Here is a 17986-nt window from a genome sequence, read left to right on the forward strand (position 1 = left end):
CGCGCATGAAGGCTGCCCGCATGATGTCGTCGCGGAAGCCGACAATGGCGGCAAAATTGCGCACGCGCCAGCATCGCGCTGGGCGCTAAGGGGCCGTTTTGCCTTAAGAGTCGACCAGACATTCGGCTCAGCCCGCAGCAGCCACTTCGCTGAGGATCGAGCAGATGCGGGAGATTGTTTCATCCGCAAGATCGGTCCAACAGGGTAGCCCCAGTTGAGTCGCTACCAGTATGTCAGTGGTCTGTAGCGGCAGCCTGGGAAAATGTTCGAAGGCTGCGTGCCGATGCAGACCGCCACCCCACCACCGGCGCACACCAACCCCTCCTTTCGCCAGCGCCGTGAGCGCCCGGTCCATCGAACCAGGCCGCAGGCCAATGGTGACGGTGGACGATATCCATTTTTCACCGAACCCCTCCGGCAAGCTCAGCCCGGAAATCGACCCCAGCGAGCGGCTATAGCTTGTGGCAACGCGCTTGTAGGCGGCACGCGTATGTGGCCACAGCTCAAGTGCGGCCAGGCCGACGGCCGCACCATACTCGCTGAGCTTGCCGTTCAGGGCCGGTCTGACCGCCTCGCGCGAATTTGAAAAACCAAAGTTGGCACCCTCCGCGATTTCCTCGATCAGAGAGCCGTCGTCTGACGCGATAAAACAACCTTCGCCGATGCCGAGTGCCTTGGTGGCATGCAGGCTGACGACTGCCGGAACCCGCGATGGCGTCAAGGTGTCGAAGGCTGCGGCTGCGTCAATTACCACGGCAAGACCGGTATCGCTCTTAAACCGATCCCAGTTCGCGACACCAATCGGGCGGCCGAACGGCATGACCGGCATGACCGCTCCGACGCCGCCGGGAGCCTGGCGGAGGAGTTCTGCCGCGCTCTCGGGCAACAGTTGCTGGCTGTCCAGGTCTACGTCGACCAGCCATGGAACGAGCCCTGCGAGGACCGCCGCGTGCGCGCTGGCCGCGAAGGTCCAGGACGGCATCATGCAGAGACTTCCCTTCGCCGGTTTCTGGGCCATCAATGCGAGCGCCAACCCCAGCGTTGCGTTTGCGCCACATACGACATGGCCTGCAGCGGTCCGAGTCTTGAGAGCTTCCTGGAAACGCCGGTTCAACGGACCGTTGTTGCTGTACCAGCGAGTTGCATCGATCTCGTGCAGATAGGGAAGGATGCTGTCGCCTGTCGGCAGTCGCGGGCGCGACACGGGAACATCGGGCGCTGGGCCGGGATCGGCATCCCACAATCCGTCGGCGTTCAAGCTCTACCGCCTGCGGTCTTGTCCAGATAGAGGCCTTCATTTGCGGGTATGGGCCGCAAGGTTTCGGGCCGGCTGGTCCCGATCTCGATCTTACTGCTGGTCCGCGAGATGGTGTAAAAATGCCAGTGATCGGCGCAAAGCAGCACGAAACTGGCGAATGGTATCGCCTCGCGGCCGCAGAGACGCCGGTTGCGGCGCCAATGCCTGACATAGGCGCCGCCCAGCGACATCGCGCTGCGCTTGGCAAGCAAAGCTCTGAAGAGTCGGGCAGCCATCAGGATGGCACCGGCCAATTCCGCAATCCGGGTCACGCCGGAACGCTTCCGGCCGATCAGGGTTGCAAGCGTCGCCCGGCTCTTGCGAAAGCCTGGCGATCCGAAATAGCCATCCACAAGGCGGCTGAAGTAGGCGTCCGGCTCGTAAAGGCGCTGCACCAACCTGTCATAGCCGGCCCTCAGCGCTTCGCGCGTCATCTTCTTCGGGCGGAAGCTGACATAGGGGTCGCTGAGTTCCAGCCGACCCTCCATCTTCAGCCGCCCATAGAGCGGCGTCGTGGGGATCGGGCACAAGATTGCCACAGATGCTTGCGCGATACCGATTTGCTGAATGAACTCGAACTGCTCATCGAAGATCGCCTCATCGTCGCTATCGAAACCGACGATGAAACCCGCCTGAATCACCAGCCCGCTGTCGCGGATGCGCTGCAATTTGTCGATCATGCTGTCGCCACGAACGTTCTGGATCTTCCTCGTTTCCATCAGCGACTTGGCGCGGGGCGACTCGATGCCGACAAAGACTTGGCGGAAATTGGCCAGACGCATCAGATCGAGCATTTCCGCGTCGTCACCCAGATTGATGCTGGCTTCTGTCGAAAAGGCCAATGGATAGCCGTTTACCTTTTGCCAATCGATCAGGCCTCTCAGGAGTTCCTTGGCCTTGACCTTGTTACCGATGAAATTGTCGTCGACCAGAAAACAGGTACGGAAGCCCGCCTTCACGATCGCATCGAACTCGCGAATCATTTGCGCCGGCGACTTCAGGCGTGGCCGGCGACCGAAGATGGTAATGATGTCGCAGAATTCACAAAGGAACGGGCATCCTCGCGAGAACTGTAGAGACGCTACCACGTAGCTTCCAGATTTCAGCAGGTCATATCGAGGCGTGGGGACGGTCTCCATATCGGTTTTCGCGTCCTGCTCGTAGCGCTTCTGGACAGGCTCTCCGCGAGCGAAAGCCGTCAGGAAGCGAGGCCACGTTTCCTCGGCTTCGCCGATGAAGCGCACGTCGCAGCGGTCGACAAACTCCGCCTCCGACACCGAGACATAGGGACCGCCCGCGGCGACGGTAATCGGTAGATCGCGCAGTCTCTCGAGGATTTCAAACATGCGGTCGCGCTGCACGATCATGCCGGTCACGCCGACGATGTCGAAGGCCCCGAGCCGCTCGAAATCCAGGTCCTCGACATTCTCATCGAGCAGGACGACATCACAATGATCCGGAGCAAGCGCCGCAAGGGCGGGCAGGGAACCTGTCACTATCCAGCTGCCTTTTTTGCCAGGCAGAACGGGAAGCACCTCGTCCCGGCTCCAGACGGAAGGGCGGAACCGCGGATTGATGAGGCAAACCCGAAGCTTGCGCGGCAAAGGCATATTCGAAGTGTGCATCGAGTATAAGCCTGTGAGTGAGCGATTCAGTGACATGATGTTTCGCGCAGATTATAGAGTGATATACAAGCCAGCCGACGCCTTCTATTGCCAATTAGACGAGGTATTCCAATTGCCCGACAGTGGTCCATACGACGCGCTGGTCGCCCACTACGAGGCGTGTCTTGCACGTCATGGCGATACGCCCCAGGGAGTCGACTGGCCGGATGCCGGGGGGGCAGCGACACGTTACCGCATAATGGCCGAGGCGATGCGTGAGCGCGACCGGGTCGATGTGCTGGACTTCGGCTGCGGCGCCGGCCATTTCCTCGACTATTTGCGCCAATCCGACGATCGCAAACTGCGATATCGGGGGCTCGATCTGTCCGCACGGTTCATTGACCTGTGCCGGCGCAAATATCCCGGCGTGACCTTTGACTGTATGGACGTGATGCAGAATGAGGTGGTTGTGCCCGAGGCCGACTACATCATCATGAACGGGGTCTTCACGGAGCGTTGTGGCGTCCCCTACGAGACGATGTTCGACACCATGACCCGGTTGATCGCAAGGGTGTTCCCGCATGCCCGCAAGGGAATGGCCTTCAACCTGATGTCGAAGCACGTCGACTGGGAACGCGAGGACCTTTTTCACGTGCCTTATGATCGGATAAGCCACTTCGTCGTCGGTCAATTGTCGCGTCATCACCTCATTCGCGCCGACTACGGGCTCTACGAGTACACGGTTTACGTCTACAAGGCTGCCGCGTAGCCGACGATCCGCGGATTTCCGGCTTGCGGGTCAAGAATATATGGGCATAGGCGCGGGGGCGGCATGGCGGACGTGGTTATTTTTGGGATGGGCCAGATCGCCGAGGTCGCGTGGGCCTACCTCGACAGGTTCGGAGAGGATCGCGTCGTCGGTTTTACTGTCGACGAAGACTTCCTCACACAAACCGAGTTCAAAGGTCTTCCCGTGGTCGCCTGGGAAAAGCTTGAGGACCGATTCCCGCCTGAAACCGTCAAGCTGCTTGGTCCGCTCAGCTACCAGAACCTCAACGAGTTCCGCCGTGATCGGCATAAGCAGGGCCGGGCGCGCGGGTACAGCTTCACGCGCTTCATCCACCCCTCTACGCACAATATGGCGGACACGGTTGGTGAAAACTGCTTCATTCTCGAGAATTGCACGCTGCAGCCGTTTGTCCGCCTCGGCGAAGGCATCATGATGTGGAGCGGTAGCCATGTCGGTCATCACTCCATCGTCGAGGATTTCTGCTTCGTCTCGTCGCAGGTGGGGCTGGCGAGCGGTGTCCATATCGGCACGTGCAGCCTGATCGGCGGCCAGGTCGGCATCGACAACGGCATCACCATCGGTGCCGGAAGCTATATCGAGTCCCGTTGCATGATCCGGCGCGATGTGCCCGCCAACAGTGTAGTGCGTCATCCCTCGGACTTTCCGAAGCCCTATTCCAGCGCCCGTATCAAGTCGATGAAGTTCCGCTGATGCCTGGCCGTCAGAGGAAATGGACCCGGCAGGGGTTGCTGGTGCCCATAAAGGCCGGGCACGGGTGGTGGGGCAGCTACGCGCAGGTTCCGACGGTCCTCGCCCTTTCGCCTCGGCTTTGGCGCATCTATTTCGCCGGGCGCAATAGCGCCAACCGGTCATCTATCCTGGCCGTTGATGTCGACCCGCAAGACGGCATGCGTGTGTTGGGTGAGTATTTCGACCCGATCATGGAGCCGGGCCTGCCAGGCACTTTCGATTGCTCGGGGCTGGGGCCCTCCTGCGCGGTGATGATCGGTGGGCGCGTGCATCTGTATTATTCGGGCATCTACCCACGTAGCGATGTCAGCTTTCAGATCGCCATCGGGCTCGCCACCAGCGATGATGGGCTGAATTTCGAGAGAGCATTTGCGGGGCCGGTCCGCAGTATCGGTCCGGCAGATCCCTATTTCGTGTCAACGCCCTTCGTTGGTGCGATCAAGGGCGGCTATCGCATGTGGTATGCGAGCGGCACCGGTTGGGTGGAGACCAGAGGTGTCCGGGAGCCTGACTATGTGCTCCGCAGCTGTGTTTCGCCAGACGGAATTCTGTGGGAAACAGGCTCGGTCCCGGTCCTAGGTGACGACCTCGGGGACGGGAACAGCCAGACGCGTCCCTGGGTCACGCATGAGGCTGGCGGTATACGGCTGTGGTACAGCCGCCGCGGGCGGGACTTTCGCGATGGTGGCAATGAAGCCTACCGCCTTTTTTCCCGCCTGATAGATGTCCGGGATGGCATGGCTGGCGAGGCGGAACCTGTGATCTTCAGCAATCCGCCGGCGGCCGGCGACTTCGACAGTTGGATGCAGGCCTATTGTTGCGTCATGCGACGCGCTTCCGGTGAAGTGATGTTCTACAACGGCAACGGGTTCGGCGAGGCCGGCATCGGCTGGGCGACTCGCGATTTGACATGACGGGGACCGGCATGACTTTCGAATTTCGCATCCCGATCCTGCCGGAGCCGGAATTTTTCTCAAACGTCAAGCTGGCAGCTTTGTCGTTGGCCAAGCTCGGCGGCGTCTATGCGGCCGCCCCCATTGTGGTCTCTGTTGGCGGGCATGCCGACATCGACGAACTCCATGCCGCCAACACCTGGTCCTCGGCCTTACCGGTAACGTGGCGCCCCGTGCCGCGTGCTATCAGCGACCGGGGTTTCTCCTCGGGCTTTGACCGCTATGCCGAGGCGCCGCGCGGCGATGTCATCATCCTCGCCGATGCCGACGCCTGCCTGATGCGGCCGATCGACGAGCTTTTGCAACGCATGCGCGACGCTGATCGGCCGAGTGTTGCCGGCCTACCGGCGCATTTCTCGCCATTTTCGAGAGATGGCTCGGAAAACAACGCTGCATGGCGTCGGCTTCTTGAGACGCTCGGCTTTGCAGATACGCCTCTCAACTGGCGATATTCCGAGTCGTCGGATGGCGCCTTCGGCGGGTGCCCCGCCTACATCAACTATGGCTTCGTCGTCTTCAACAAAAGCGCTTTCAGCGCCATTCAGCCACTGATCCGCCCGCTTACCGCGCGCGTACTGGATTATTTGAAGGATCAGCCCTCGATCTTCTTTTCCGGCCAGATCGCGCTGTCGCTGGCCATCCTGACGGTCGGGGCCGATGCGTTGCCTCTCGGGCCGGAATACAATTGTCCAAACTCCGACGAGATGCTGGCGCACGGGCTGCGCGACCCGGCGGATATCCGGGTGCTGCATTATCTTCGCCGCGAGCAGTTCGATCGCCACAGCTTCCTGTGCAACCGCGACGAATTCGACGCCTTCTGTGGCAAGTCGTTCGCATCGCCGGTCCTTCAAGCGTTCCAGCAGCACGTTCGAAGCTTGCCTCATTGCTTCTATGGCGAAGGCAAGACGCAGTGACGGGCAAGCTCACCATTGCTGTCATGCAGCCATATTTCTTCCCGCATGCGGGCTATTTTCGCCTGATGGCTGCGAGCGACGTCTTCGTTGTTTTCGACGATGTCCAGTTCCCGCGCCGGGGACGGGTGCATCGTTGCGAAATGACACCGGGCCGCTGGCTGACATTGCCGCTCGCGCCTATGCCGTTCAATACACAGATAAAGCATCTGCGCTGGGCGGACGGCGCCCGAACCGCTCTGGACAAGCGCCTGGCCGCTTTCGGCCTGCCGGGCCAGGCGACAACGCCGGCCGCGGAGCGGATCAGCCGCCATCTGACCGGGTCGCTTGGCGACGTGACAAGCTTTCTCGAGAACGGTCTTCGGCTCGTCGCCGACGCGCTCGAACTCAAAGCAAACATCTTGCGCAGTTCCAGCCTCGGCGTTGATCCCGCCTTGCGAGGGCAAGCGCGCATTATCGGCATCGTTCGAGCGCTCGGCGGACAGCGCTACATCAACGCTGCCGGTGGGCGCCACCTTTATGCCACCGAGAACTTCCAGCAGGCGGGCATCGATCTGCAGTTTCTCGTGCCCTACGCAGGGAGGTTCCCCCACATCCTGCCTGCCTTTTTTGGCAATAACCTCGCCGACCTTCGCGACGATGTTCGAAACACGTGCCAATGGGGGCCGTGAGCAATTGCCGATCACTTGGCAGCTATTTTAGGACTGCGACGATCAGACCTTGGCGACGATCTTCATGAAGGCCGGCATGTCGTCGCCGAAGCCGACGGTGCCGTCATTGTCTTCACCGCGGTTGTTGCCGCGGGCAGGGCGGCTGTTGCTGGCGCGCTGCGGCCTTGTGTCGCCGCGTTCCGGGGCGCGGTTCTCGTTGTTGCGATCGGAGACCTTGCGGTCGCTGTTTTCGGAGCGGATCGCTTCCTTGCGCTGATGCCGTTCGCCGATGTCGGCGACCGCGGCCTCGGCTACCACCGGCTGTTCCTCGCGCGCGGCATCTGCCGCCGGCGCGTCGTCGCTGCGCTTGGCATGGCGTTCGCGCGGCTTGCGCTCGCCACCGTCCTTGCGATCATGGGGCTTGCGGTCCTCGTCCTTGCGGCCGGCGCGGCGCGGAGCGCCACGGCCACGGCGGGGCGCTTCGTCCTCGCCGCCTTCGCTGGCGACCACGGTCGACAGGTCGCCGTCATGCCACTCGATCTTGTTGCCGATCAGCCGCTCGATGGCGTCGATGTATTTGGTGTCGGACTTGGTGGCGATGGTGAAGGATTTGCCCGAGCGTCCGGCGCGGCCGGTGCGGCCGATGCGGTGGACATAGTCTTCGGCGTGGATCGGCACGTCGTAGTTGAAGACGTGGCTGACGTCGGGAATGTCGAGGCCGCGCGCGGCGACGTCGGACGCCACGAGATACCGCAATTTGCCATCGCGGAAATTGGCCAGCATCTGCATGCGGGCGCGCTGGTCCATGTCGCCATGCAGGGCGCCGGCGTCGAAATCATACTTCAGCAGCGAGCGGAACAGCTCCGCGACCTCGACCTTGCGGTTGCAGAAAATGATAGCGTTCTTCAGCTCGGCGTCTTCGGCCTTTATCAGATTGCGTAGCGTCTCGCGCTTGTCCCACGGCTTGGAGCCGGACTTGACCAGGCGCTGGATGATGTTGGTGGCAGCGGATGCCGCCTTGGACACCTCGACGCGCACCGGCGCATGCAGGAATTTCTCGGTGAGCTTGGTGATCTCCGGCGGCATGGTCGCTGAGAAGAACAGCGTCTGCCTGGTGAACGGGATCATCTCGCAGATGCGCTCGATGTCGGGGATGAAGCCCATGTCCAGCATGCGGTCGGCCTCGTCGATGACGAGGATCTCGACGCCGTTGAGCAACAGCTTGCCGCGCTCGCGGTGATCGAGCAGACGGCCGGGTGTGGCGATCAGCACGTCGGCGCCGCGCTCGAGCTTCTTGTCCTGCTCGTCGAAAGAGACGCCGCCGATCAGCAGCGCGATGTTGAGCTTGTGGTTCTTGCCGTATCTGATGAAATTCTCTTCGACCTGCGCGGCGAGCTCGCGCGTCGGCTCGAGGATCAGCGTGCGCGGCATGCGTGCACGGGCCCGGCCTTTTTCGAGGCGGGTCAGCATCGGCAGCACGAAGGAGGCCGTCTTGCCGGTGCCGGTCTGTGCTATGCCCAGAATATCCTTGCCGAGCAAGGCATGCGGGATGGCCCCAGCCTGGATCGGCGTCGGCACGGTGTAGCCGGCATCGGTGACTGCGGAAAGGACCTTCGGCGACAGGCCGAGGTCTGAAAAGGTCAACGCTTCTGGAGCGGTCGTGGTGTCTGAGGACAAGAGTTGCTGTCTTTGGCTGGTTCGGGGAAGCGCAACGGCATCCGTCGCGGCAAGCACAGCGTGCCTGCAAGATTGGTATTGCGATTAGGCGCAAGCCCGCGATTTGTCAACAGAAACGGGCGGGATTGGCACGATTGTGAAAACGTAAGCTTAATCGCGATGCTTAATTAGGTAGTCACTCTTTGCGCCGGCTCAATAGCGAAACTGCTCGGCGAGAATGCGTTCGTTCCACGAATGGTTGGGATCAAACAGCAGCGTCGCTGTCGCAGTCGGCGATTCCCGGACCGTCACGGAAGCCACCGCCTTGACCTCGGTATGGTCGGCGGCGGTGTTCACCGGGCGCTTTTCCGACTCCAGAATATCGAAGCGTACGGTCGCCTTGTTTGACAACAGGGCACCCCGCCAACGGCGCGGCCGGAACGGGCTTACCGGGGTCAGCGCCAGCAGCGGCGCATCCAGCGGCAGGATCGGACCGTGCGCCGACAGATTGTAGGCGGTCGAGCCGGCCGGCGTCGCGATCATCACGCCGTCGCAGTTCAGTTCCTCGATTCGTACCTGCTCATCGACGGTGATGCGGATCTTTGCCGTCTGGTAGGACTGACGCCACAGCGCCACCTCGTTGATGGCGAGTGCCGAAACCGTCTCACCCTCATGCGTCACCGCCAGCATTTCCAGCGGGCGGATCGTTTCGGCGACCGCGGCAGCAATGCGCTCGGTGAGGCCGCCGACGCGGTACTCGTTCATCAGGAAGCCGATGGTGCCACGGTTCATGCCGTAGACCTTCTTCCCCGTGCTCATCGTGTCGCGCAAGGTCTGCAGCAGGAAGCCGTCGCCACCCAGCGCCACCACCACCTGGGCGTCGTCGAAGGATGCCTTGCCATAGCGGGCCGACAGGCTCTCCATCGCCGCCCTGGCATCGGCAGTGTCGGAGGAGACGAAGGCGAGATTGGCTTTGCTCATGACATTCCGATTGCGGTCGGCCGATGGCGGTCGGCGGCGGTTGCGTGGGGTAGCATGGGCAAGCGCATCTGCAAAGGGAGGCATCGTCCGGCACAGTTGCGGCCGCGGCGAAACGAAATCGGCGGCTCGCGCTTGATGTCGCCGGAACGGCGAATGTGATGGTTAAGAGCGAGCTTAAACACTCGTAAAGCCTGATCGATCATGTTAGCCGACAGAGGATGGGTGGCTGGGGGGCTAGCCAGTCGAGACCTGTCTATTGCCGGTGACACGCCTGATTATCGTCTTCCTTGTGATGGGAAGTTTCGCCCTTCTCTTTGCGGAGCTTGTGCGGCAGTCCGAAGACATGAGCTCCAGGCCGATGGCCTCACGCTGCGGCGGCGCCGGCGTGCCATGCCCGCAAAACGCGTTGTAGGCTGAAGCCAATCTGCCAACGACGATCCGTCGCCTACTGCGCGACAATCCTCAGATTGGCGTTGCCGTAGAATGTGTAGGCGAGATAGGTCGGATCGCCGGTCCGGTAGAATTCTCTGCGGACATCCTGCAGGATCTCGGCCAGATAGACCGGCCCGTCCTTGATCCGCGTGCTGATGCCGCCATAGAAATCGGTCGAGAAGGCCGCTGCCGCGCGGTCGGTCAGTGGCCACATGCCGCCGATGAAGCCGGAAGCGCCGCCCGCCAGCACTGCCGGACCCCAGCCCTGCACGAAGCCGCCGAGCATCTGGGAACGGCCTGTGTCGCAGGCGTTGAAGAAGTAGAACGGATTGCCCTTGCCATGCGCGGTCGCGACCAACGCGGCCCATGTATCCGGGTCGAGCGACTGATCGACGAGATCGATGGCAAAGACCGGCCGGCCGCTGCCCGGTTGGTTGACCTCGCCATGGCCGGAGAAATGAATGAAACCGGTCGAGACTTCGCCGACCAGTTTCTCGAAAGAGATGAAATCGCCATCGAAGCGGCGGTAGCCGGCAAGCTTGCTCAGTGCCGCGATCTCGTCCTGCTGAAAGCGCAGCGACTGCTTGTCGACATAGGAGGGCGCGACGGCCGCGACGCCGGTGAAGGTCATGCGGTCGAGCGGGTTGTCGACCTGTGAGGCACTGCTGCGCGGAGCCCAGCGGGCCAGCCGGTAGCCCATGCCGAGAAAACCGTCGGCTATAGCGCCGTCGGCGCTGCGCGGGCGGATCAATTCCCAGGGCAGCGTCGGGCTGTTCGAGGTGATCTGGATCGAATGCAGTTCGCCTTTGCCGCGCAGCGACCAGAACACGTCCTTGAACGCTTTCGGCACATAGTCGCGGTAGAGCGCATCGCCAAAACCTTCGGCGGCGAGCGTGACAAAGCGCTTTTGCGTCCCCGGATCGCTGCTTGCGGCAGGCTGCTGCAGCGAAACGGCCCCGCGCAAGCTCAGGCCGAGCTGCAGCAGGCGGCGGTATTCGGAGTCCAGCCACGCCGCCATCTCAGGTGGCGTCGAGAACGTATCGGTCACCGGACCGGCCAGATGCGGCGAATGGATGATGATCTGCCCCGAACCCAGCCCGCTCGGATCGTCATAGAGGATGGTCACGTCGAGATCGGGAACGTCATCGCCGGCTGCGCCGCCGAGCGTCACATTGCCAGTTACCGCCGGCTGCGGCGGCGCTGCGGCCAGCATCAGCATGGCAGGTGCTGCGGAGCGTTCGGCTGCGGCGCTCCGAGCGGCTGCCTCGACAGGCGCCGTGCGACGGATGACAACGGACCGCGACGCCGATCCGAGGAACCTCCCGGCGCTGTAGATGCGTGCGATGAACTGGGACGGCTTGCTGTCGCTGGCGGTCGGCCGCGCCTTGACGTCGAAGCGGACGAAGTCGCTGTCGCCCTGGCGGTAGAGCGTCGTTTGCCGGCTCCATTTGCCGCCGTCGGTGAGATCGAAGCCGGAGGCGAACAGATCGATGTCGATCGGCCATTGCTCGGCTCCCGCCGGCATAGCCATGGCCAGGGCGCCATCTTCCGTCGCCGACGAGCCCGGCGCTGCCTTTACCTTCACTTCGGGCGTCAATTGCTCCTCGGTCAGAGCGATCGAAACGGTCACCGTCTCGCCGGCGACAATCTCATCCGGCGCATCGATGGTTGGATGGCGCACCACCTCGACAGCGCCCGTCTCGGGTTGTGGAAAGGCGCCGCCGGAAGGAGGGCTTTGCGCCTGGTCGATGGGCGGCGGCGCTGGTTTCGGTGGCGCCTGCGCCTCCGGCGGACTTTCGGTGCCGGTCGCGGGTGGCGGGGCCGATGTCATGCCGTCCTCAGGGGGGATCCCTGCCTTATCGGGGGGCGGTTCGGTGCCGGTGGCTTCGCCATCCTGCGGATAGGTCCCGTCGAGATTGTTCTGGGCAGCGGCCGCAGCCGCGTCTTCCAGACGTTGCTTTTCCTCTTCGTATCGTTGCCGAGCCTGCTCCTCCTGGCGCTGCTGTTCCTGGCGTTTGTATTCCTCGTAGAGCGCCGCCTCCTTGGCGCTGTCGCCCATCGCGGCATCGGGACTGCCGGAGCCCGGTGCAACGTCCATGGGGTAGGGCTCCTGACCGCTGCCATCGGCGTAGTCGCTGCCGTCAGGCTCCCAACCGCCACTCCCGGAGATGTAGCCGCCGCTCGCCATCGCCGGCGGTGCCGGTTCCGGCACAAGCGGCAGCGCCGGTGCCGCGCCGGCCACCTGGTCCGGCGTCAGCACAAAGGCAGCGTCTGCCGAGCGGCCATATGCCATCCATGGCCACTGGGCGCCTGACGTTTTGTCGATAGTGGTTTGCCTGACCGAGGCGAGGATGATGGCTATGTCCGCGCCGCGCTTGACCAGCGCAGCGGTGAGCGCATCGGCAAATACGGTGACGGGGCGGGCTTCGTCCAGTGCAACGGTTCCGGGTTTGGCCGACAGGGCGACGATGGCGTGGGTGAGGGGATCGACCGCCGCCAGACCCTGCATCACGCCGGAAGTAGGGTTGTGGCCATCGCCGGGAATGTCGAGCAGAACCACCTTCAATGTCGGGGTTGCCTCGAGCGCCTGCATGAACAGATCGAGGGGCAATGCCATCTGGTCGACCGTTTCCTTTGAATCGATCCGGGTGCCGCGCGTCAGTAAATAGTTCCTGCCGTTGGCCTGCGCGGTGTGGCCGACATAGTAGAAGATGCCGACGGAGTCCGGATTGGCCAGGGATTGGGCGAAATCATGCATGGCGCGCGCGACATCGGCGCGGTCGCCATCCGACACCTGCCGGACGGTGAAGCCAAGCGATCGTAGTGTCGCTGCAACGAGTTCGGCACTGAGGTCGGCGTTGGCGATTGCCGGTGAGCCCTCAGAGGCCGGATTGGCAACAACCAGCGCTATCCGCTCTTCGCCGCGCGCAGCGGAGAAGAGCGCCATGGTCATCAGCAGCACGACCGCCAGAAAAAGGCGCATGACCGTGATCCAAGCCCTGCAGGCTGCAGCGCTCACGCCACGGCTTGCCCCAATTCATCAATGGCCCAACCTTGACCATATCATGTCGGCTTCGCCGGCGCACTGCCGGTGCCGATGATGCAGTTGTGTCCCTAAAAGATATTGACTGTATGTTTAGTAATTAATACCGTTGCCCGAGATACCGAGTTGGTCAGCCGGCATTCGCCGGTGAATGATCACCAGGACGAAGGGAACTTAGGGACTCGAGGCGCAATCCCGCCGGTCCCAACAATGGGAGACACAAGCATGCAGTTGAAATCGACCGCCACGGCGCTCGGCCTGTCGCTGCTGGCGATGACCGGCATTGCCCACGCCGAAGGCGAACTCCAGATCTACAATTGGGGCAACTATACCAGCCCGGACCTGATCAAGAAGTTCGAGGAGACCTACAAGGTCAAGGTTACCGTCACCGACTACGACTCCAACGATACGGCTCTGGCCAAGGTCCGCCAGGGCGCTTCCGGCTATGACATCGTCGTTCCATCGGCCAGCGTGATGCCGATCTGGATCAGCGAAGGCCTGCTCTTGGAAACCGATCCCAACAAGATGGAGAACTTTAGAAACGTCGATCCGAGATGGGTCGACGTGCCGTTCGATCCCGGCCGCAAATACTCCGTGCCGTGGCAATGGGGCACGACCGGAATCTCGGTCAACAAATCGATCTATGCGGGCGATCCGAACACCTCGGCGATTTTCCTCGATCCGCCGCCGAAACTCGTCGGCAAGATCAATGTCGTGCCCGAAATGGGGGACATCATGTTCCTCGCCATTGCCTATGAGGGCGGTAAGTACTGCACCGACGACAAGGTGCTCTTGAAGAAGGTGCATGACAAGCTCATCGAGGCGAAAGCGAAATGGCTGTCGCTCGACTATGCGGCCGTCGACGGTCTCGGCAGGGGCGACATTGCCGCCGGCGTCAACTGGAACGGCATATCGCTGCGCGAGCGGCTGGAGAACGACAAGATCGTCTACGGCTATCCCAAGGAGGGCTTTCCAATCTGGATGGACAATGTCGCGGTGCTCAAGGATGCCAAGAACGTCGAGAACGCCAAGCTCTTCCAGAATTTCATCATGGACCCCAGGAATGCAGCGATGATCTCGGCCTTCGCGCACTACGCCAATGGCATCAAGGGCTCCGAGCCCTTCCTGCCGGCCGATATGAAGGGCGCGCCCGAAGTGGATGTTCCGGCCGAATTTGCCGACAAGGGCCAATTCATGCCGGCCTGTCCCGCAGACGTCCAGGCGCTCTACACCAGGATCTGGACCGATCTGCAGAAATAGCGGGCCCGCCAGCCGAAGCTGACCACCAAACATCGGGCCGCGGATCGCGGCCCTGCCATCGCCAATGCCAGATGCCGTAAAGCCGCCGCGGGAGATTTTCGATGTCCGATCTCGACCTTTGCTACATGCCGGCCAGCGAGGTGTTGCGGCTGTTCAAGGCGAAGAAACTGTCGCCTGTGGAACTGATGCAGGCCACCATCCGCCGCGCCGAGGCGACCAAGGCGACGATCAATTGCCTTACCTTCACGCATTTCGACGAGGCGATGGCTCTCGCCAGAAAAGCCGAAGCGAAATACGCCAGGGGCGCCAGGACCGGCGCACTCGAGGGCCTGCCGATCGGCATCAAGGATGAGAGCTACATCAAGGGCAAGCCGACCTCGCATGGCTCGCTGCTGTCCGGGGACGCGCTTGGCGGCCATACCTCGACGATGAACGAGCGTGTCATGAAGGCCGGCGGCATCGTCCACGCCCGCACGGCGACGCCCGAATTCAGCTGCGCCGGTTATACCTGGTCGAAGCGCTGGGGCGTCACGCGCAACCCCTGGAACCCGGATTTCACGCCGGGCGGTTCGTCGGGAGGTTCGGCGGCAACGCTGGCCTCCGGCACGTCGTCGATCGCAACCGGCTCGGACATAGCGGGCTCAATCCGCATCCCTGCCTCGGCCTGCGGCCTGGTCGGCTTCAAGCCGCCTTACGGCCGCAATCCCGATGAGCCGCCGTTCAATCTCGATTTCTACTGCCACACCGGGCCCTTGGCCCGAAACGTCGGGGATGCGATCCTGCTGCAGAACGTCATGGCCGGGCCGAGCCCGCTCGACATCGCCACGCTGCGCCCGAAACTGCGCCTGCCGCTCGACTACAAGCCGATCAAGGGTTGGAAGATCGCATTCTCCATGGATCTCGGGTCCTTCGAGGTGGATGCGGACGTGCGCAAGAACACGCTCGCTGCCTGCGATGTGTTCCGCTCGCTCGGCGCCACCGTCGAGGAGGTGGACCTCGGCTGGGGCGACGAGGTGCTCAAGGCCGGCATGGCCTATCTCGAACATCTCTTCGGCGCCTCGCTGTCGCCGCTGCTCGCCAAGCACGGCAAGGACATGACCAGCTATGCCAGGCAGTTTGCGCAGGACGGCCAGAAGTCGAAGGCCACGGACTTTGTCGCAACTTTGGACGTGGCGGCCAGGATGTACCAGACGCTGGGGCCGTTGCTGGAAAAATACGATGTGCTGATCTGCCCGACCAATGCGCTTCCCGCAGTGCCGGCGGAATTCGATCAGACCAAAGGCAAGGTCGAGATCAATGGACGAGAGGTGAACCCGTCGCTGGGCTGGGTGATGACGACGCCGTTCAACATGCTGAGCCGCTGCCCGGTTCTGTCGATCCCGTCGGGCCGCGCCGCCAACGGCGTGCCGACAGGCATCCAGATTGTCGGCCGCACCTATAGCGACGCTGACGTGTTCCGGGCGGGTATGGCCTATGAGACGGCTCGTGGTCAGTGGTACACGAATGCCGGGACACGCCCGACGCTGTGAGTCCGCAGGGCGCCGGCATGCCAAGGCAGCGGCGGGATGTTTCGGCCGCCGGGGAAAGGCCTGACGACAATGGCGCAACGCATAGCCACTCCGGATGCGGGAAAAAGCAAGGCGGCCAAGGGTGCGGCGAACGACGCCGCGCCCAAGGACCGCCGGCGCGAGCGCGGCGAAGCGAGGGTCCAGCGCATCATCGACGCCACAATCGAGCTCATCGCGGAGGAGGGGCTGGCCAGCGTCACCATGCAGCGCATTGCCGGGCATGTCGGCTCGTCCAACGCACTGGTGGTCTTTCATTTTCGCAGCAAGGAGAACCTGTTCCGGGCCGTCCTGCAATATCTCAGCGACCAATATGACGCGCTGTGGCTGACGCTGGTGCGGGCGCCCGGCCTGTCGCCGGTGGAGCGGGTGTTGGGCGCGGTCGACTGCGCGCAGCGCTTTGCCCGGCAGCATCCGAAATGGGTTTCGGTCTTCGTCGTGTTTTCCAGCGACCGCAAGAGCATGCAGATCTACAATGAAATCGGCCTGCCGAGCGATCTCGCCTACACGGCCGAAGCGCGCGAACTGCTGATCGAGATTTCCCGCAGCGGCGGTTACACCGGCGTCGACATAGACACGCTGTCGGAGAGCCTGAACTATCTGGTGCATGGCGCCTGGTATTGGGACCATCTCAACCCGTCCAGCCGCGACACCGACGTGCTGCGCAAGACCATGCTGCTCCTGCTGCACCAGGCGTTTCCACGGCATTTTGAGTTGGGGTGAGAGGCGGCCAAATCGCGAGCGACGGAAAGCGTCCTCTGCAAACCTAAACCCGAAAATCTCTACGATGCCTTGATCTCTGTAAAAACGCTTGCACAATCCAAAGGTGCGAGCTAAACAACCCAGGGATGCATTCGAGGGTGGGTAAATGTGGCATTGGGCGATACTTCTGTTGCTGATTGGCGTGCCGGTTTTCTTCGCCGTCCGGTCGTCGCGCAAATCCTCACAGAGCCCAGATGACCTCGTGGGGTTCGGCGGCTGGCTGATCCTGCTGGCGATCAGCCTGTCCCTTTCGCCGTTGCGCACACTTGTCGATATGGCCAGTCTGGTCAAAACCTACCAACAGCTTGTTACAGTGCCCAACGGGGCCTTGGCCATCTATGGCGAGGCAGCCCTCAATCTGGCATTTCTGGTGCTTCAGCTGGTCGTGCTTGTTTCGATGCTGCGGCGAAGCCACCGCTTTCCGCAGCTGTTCATATGTCTGTGGTTTGCGATCCCTCTCTTATTCGTACTGGACACAGTTTGGATATCGACTGTGCTTGGTGTCCCGGTAAACCGTTTGCTTGCCGGAGGAGCTCTGGTTACACCTTTGGCATCCTTCATAGTCACAGGGATCTGGGCCGCCTACGTCTACAGGTCGGTCAGGGTGAGGAACACGTTCGGCGATACGGCAGCCATACAGGCTGCCACATTTTCCTAGAAGGTCCGACGGCTGCGAGTTGGCCTGATGTCGTGCTGCCAGCTCCGCCGAACAGATCCGTCGGCAGTCCTCCTTCGTCTAACGAGCTTCGAGTGGCCTGCCACCCGAAGCTCGAAGAGCGAAGGGTGGTGCCCCCGGACGGAATCGAACCGCCGACCTTCGGTTTACAAAACCGCTGCTCTACCAGCTGAGCTACAAGGGCACGGCGCTCCGGTTAGCATATTTCGTGCGCCAGTAAAGACAAAACTCCGTTTCCGATCGCTAATGGACCCCGCCGAGGTGGGCGGGCCGCCATCCTGAAAACCGCCAATGCGATCCCTACATATCTCTCAGGTGCAAACGCATCGAACGGGGTGTCGCATGATCAGACTTGTCATCATCCTGCCGCTTGTCGTCATCGCCTGGTTTCTCGTGGTGAAGCTCATCAAGGATGTGAAGAGCGCCAAGATCGACTGGACCGGCGTCGCCACCATCATCGGCTTCATCGTGCTGGCCTTCTGGCTGCGGCACGTTACGGGCATGGGGTGACGGGAGCGAATAGCGAATAGGGAGTAGCGAATAGGGAAGTCTTAACTCCCGAAAGCCATTTCGCTACTCGCTACTCGCTACTCGCTGAAACCTTCGAACCTTTCGCCGCACCGCGACGACTGATCTCCAGAGGCAAATGGTCGCCT

The 17986-nt window shown here is 62.1% G+C and carries 15 protein-coding genes and 1 tRNA gene; 10 read left to right on the forward strand and 6 right to left on the reverse strand.

What is annotated here, in order from left to right; translation table 11 throughout:
- Positions 1-127: 127 nt before the first annotated feature.
- Entirely contained in the window at positions 128-1258 is a 1131-nt protein-coding gene (locus tag ACYG9Y_RS09915) for a DegT/DnrJ/EryC1/StrS family aminotransferase (RefSeq protein WP_050593135.1), read from the reverse strand.
- Positions 1255-2901 (reverse strand): B12-binding domain-containing radical SAM protein, encoded by a 1647-nt coding sequence (locus ACYG9Y_RS09920; protein WP_198018637.1) that lies wholly within the window; start codon positions 2899-2901, stop codon positions 1255-1257. Before ACYG9Y_RS09920 ends, ACYG9Y_RS09915 begins: the two co-directional genes overlap by 4 nt.
- Positions 2902-2980: 79 nt before the next feature.
- On the opposite strand from ACYG9Y_RS09920, the gene ACYG9Y_RS09925 reads away from it, so the two are divergent.
- The 5 genes from ACYG9Y_RS09925 (at position 2981) to ACYG9Y_RS09945 (ending at position 6976) form a co-directional block, all read left to right on the forward strand.
- Positions 2981-3670 (forward strand): class I SAM-dependent methyltransferase, encoded by a 690-nt coding sequence (locus tag ACYG9Y_RS09925; RefSeq protein ID WP_198021318.1) that lies wholly within the window; start codon positions 2981-2983, stop codon positions 3668-3670.
- A gap of 63 nt (positions 3671-3733) precedes the next feature.
- Complete coding sequence (locus tag ACYG9Y_RS09930) at positions 3734-4402, forward strand: acetyltransferase (RefSeq protein ID WP_023738924.1); 669 nt, start codon at positions 3734-3736, stop codon at positions 4400-4402.
- A gap of 41 nt (positions 4403-4443) precedes the next feature.
- A complete protein-coding gene (locus ACYG9Y_RS09935; protein ID WP_156942337.1) occupies positions 4444-5355 on the forward strand; it encodes a hypothetical protein in 912 nt (303 codons plus the stop codon).
- A gap of 86 nt (positions 5356-5441) precedes the next feature.
- Positions 5442-6308: a C2H2-type zinc finger protein gene (locus tag ACYG9Y_RS09940; RefSeq protein WP_156942336.1), complete on the forward strand. Its 867-nt coding sequence runs from the start codon at positions 5442-5444 to the stop codon at positions 6306-6308.
- Positions 6305-6976, forward strand: a complete 672-nt coding sequence (locus ACYG9Y_RS09945; RefSeq protein ID WP_023738921.1) for a WbqC family protein — start codon at positions 6305-6307, stop codon at positions 6974-6976. Before ACYG9Y_RS09940 ends, ACYG9Y_RS09945 begins: the two co-directional genes overlap by 4 nt.
- A gap of 42 nt (positions 6977-7018) precedes the next feature.
- Here ACYG9Y_RS09945 and ACYG9Y_RS09950 read toward each other — a convergent pair whose 3' ends face one another.
- The 3 genes from ACYG9Y_RS09950 to ACYG9Y_RS09960 form a co-directional block, all read right to left on the reverse strand.
- The gene (locus ACYG9Y_RS09950) at positions 7019-8632 is read right to left on the reverse strand and encodes a DEAD/DEAH box helicase (protein WP_031243648.1); all 1614 of its coding nucleotides are present in this window, start codon (positions 8630-8632) and stop codon (positions 7019-7021) included.
- Between the two features lie 192 nt (positions 8633-8824).
- The gene (locus ACYG9Y_RS09955; protein WP_023738919.1) at positions 8825-9592 is read right to left on the reverse strand and encodes an NAD kinase; all 768 of its coding nucleotides are present in this window, start codon (positions 9590-9592) and stop codon (positions 8825-8827) included.
- Between the two features lie 445 nt (positions 9593-10037).
- A complete protein-coding gene (locus ACYG9Y_RS09960; RefSeq protein WP_023738918.1) occupies positions 10038-13007 on the reverse strand; it encodes a caspase family protein in 2970 nt (989 codons plus the stop codon).
- A 285-nt stretch (positions 13008-13292) separates the two neighbouring features.
- Here ACYG9Y_RS09960 and ACYG9Y_RS09965 point away from each other — a divergent pair, with 285 nt between their 5' ends.
- From ACYG9Y_RS09965 to ACYG9Y_RS09980, 4 genes are all read left to right on the forward strand, one after another.
- Complete coding sequence (locus ACYG9Y_RS09965) at positions 13293-14327, forward strand: extracellular solute-binding protein (RefSeq protein WP_023738917.1); 1035 nt, start codon at positions 13293-13295, stop codon at positions 14325-14327.
- A gap of 101 nt (positions 14328-14428) precedes the next feature.
- Complete coding sequence (locus tag ACYG9Y_RS09970; protein ID WP_023738916.1) at positions 14429-15856, forward strand: amidase; 1428 nt, start codon at positions 14429-14431, stop codon at positions 15854-15856.
- 69 nt (positions 15857-15925) lie between these two features.
- Positions 15926-16615, forward strand: coding sequence for a TetR/AcrR family transcriptional regulator (locus ACYG9Y_RS09975; protein WP_023738915.1), 690 nt, complete (start codon positions 15926-15928; stop codon positions 16613-16615).
- Between the two features lie 169 nt (positions 16616-16784).
- Positions 16785-17312, forward strand: coding sequence for a DUF2569 family protein (locus ACYG9Y_RS09980; RefSeq protein ID WP_245260196.1), 528 nt, complete (start codon positions 16785-16787; stop codon positions 17310-17312).
- Between the two features lie 126 nt (positions 17313-17438).
- On the opposite strand, the gene ACYG9Y_RS09985 is transcribed toward ACYG9Y_RS09980, so the two are convergent.
- A tRNA-Thr gene (locus ACYG9Y_RS09985) sits at positions 17439-17514 on the reverse strand.
- A 158-nt stretch (positions 17515-17672) separates the two neighbouring features.
- On the opposite strand from ACYG9Y_RS09985, the gene ACYG9Y_RS09990 reads away from it, so the two are divergent.
- A complete protein-coding gene (locus ACYG9Y_RS09990; RefSeq protein WP_023710564.1) occupies positions 17673-17840 on the forward strand; it encodes a hypothetical protein in 168 nt (55 codons plus the stop codon).
- Positions 17841-17986 lie beyond the last annotated feature (146 nt).

Source organism: Mesorhizobium sp. W050 (genome assembly GCF_054719535.1).

Coding starts and splice junctions, on each gene's coding strand:
- ACYG9Y_RS09930 (WP_023738924.1), top strand. CDS start 3,734: ATGGCGGACGTGGTTATTTTTGGGATGGGCCAGATCGCCGAGGTCGCG.
- ACYG9Y_RS09955 (WP_023738919.1), bottom strand. CDS start 9,592: ATGAGCAAAGCCAATCTCGCCTTCGTCTCCTCCGACACTGCCGATGCC.
- ACYG9Y_RS09960 (WP_023738918.1), bottom strand. CDS start 13,007: ATGCGCCTTTTTCTGGCGGTCGTGCTGCTGATGACCATGGCGCTCTTC.
- ACYG9Y_RS09965 (WP_023738917.1), top strand. CDS start 13,293: ATGCAGTTGAAATCGACCGCCACGGCGCTCGGCCTGTCGCTGCTGGCG.
- ACYG9Y_RS09970 (WP_023738916.1), top strand. CDS start 14,429: ATGTCCGATCTCGACCTTTGCTACATGCCGGCCAGCGAGGTGTTGCGG.
- ACYG9Y_RS09975 (WP_023738915.1), top strand. CDS start 15,926: ATGGCGCAACGCATAGCCACTCCGGATGCGGGAAAAAGCAAGGCGGCC.
- ACYG9Y_RS09990 (WP_023710564.1), top strand. CDS start 17,673: ATGATCAGACTTGTCATCATCCTGCCGCTTGTCGTCATCGCCTGGTTT.